Source organism: Psychrobacter sp. CAL346-MNA-CIBAN-0220 (genome assembly GCF_040309805.1).
GTDB lineage: Bacteria > Pseudomonadota > Gammaproteobacteria > Pseudomonadales > Moraxellaceae > Psychrobacter.
Genome location: NZ_JBEOPF010000275.1, coordinates 1 through 273, shown reverse-complemented (window position 1 = coordinate 273; position 273 = coordinate 1). Strand labels below are relative to the sequence as shown.

Here is a 273-nt window from a genome sequence, read left to right as displayed (position 1 = left end):
GAATGGCAGTGTGCTAGCAGACCATCAAGGCAATTTGATACAGATTATGGCTGCCAAGCAAGCTTTAATCGAAGTGACTGCCGATAATGATTTTGACCTTATGAAAGGCGCTTACCATTTAGGCAACCGCCATGTGCCTTTAATGCTGACCCCTACTGCCCTCTACTTTGAGCCTGACCATGTTTTAGAAGCGATGTTACATCAACTTGGCCTACATACCCAAGCCGTACAAGCGCCGTTTGAGCCAGAAACAGGTGCTTATAAAGGCAATCA

The 273-nt window shown here is 46.2% G+C and carries 1 pseudogene; it reads left to right on the top strand.

The annotated features are described in order from the left end of the window. Positions 1–273 (top strand): annotated as a pseudogene (locus tag AAEY88_RS13630) (urease accessory protein UreE); the annotation flags it as partial.